The sequence below is a fragment of the Psychroserpens mesophilus genome (genome assembly GCF_050617655.1).
In the GTDB taxonomy this organism is placed as follows: domain Bacteria; phylum Bacteroidota; class Bacteroidia; order Flavobacteriales; family Flavobacteriaceae; genus Psychroserpens; species Psychroserpens mesophilus_A.
This window is the reverse complement of the sequence record NZ_JBODQC010000375.1, coordinates 1-248: the sequence shown is the minus strand read 5'-3', so window position 1 is coordinate 248 and position 248 is coordinate 1. Positions and strand designations below refer to the sequence as shown.

General features: G+C 74.2%; 1 protein-coding gene. It reads left to right on the top strand.

Features of this window, described 5'->3' with window-relative positions; all coding sequences use genetic code 11:
- Positions 1-248: acyl-CoA dehydrogenase family protein (locus tag ACRHNM_RS17660; RefSeq protein ID WP_431137951.1), on the top strand; the 248-nt coding region annotated here is incomplete at both ends.

Genomic DNA, 248 nt, shown 5'->3' with positions numbered 1-248 from the left:
GCCGCATCCCGGTGTCGCAGCGGCTGGGCGAAGCGGGGCAGGGCTTCAAGCTGGCCATGATGACGCTGGACATCTTCCGCGCCTCGGTGGCCGCCGCCGCGCTGGGCTTTGCCCGCCGCGCGCTGGACGAAGGACTGGCGCGCGCCAAGTCCCGCCGCATGTTCGGCCAGACCCTGGCCGCCCTGCACCTGACGCAGGCCGCGCTGGGCGACATGGCCACGGCCATCGACGCCTCGGCGCTGCTGACC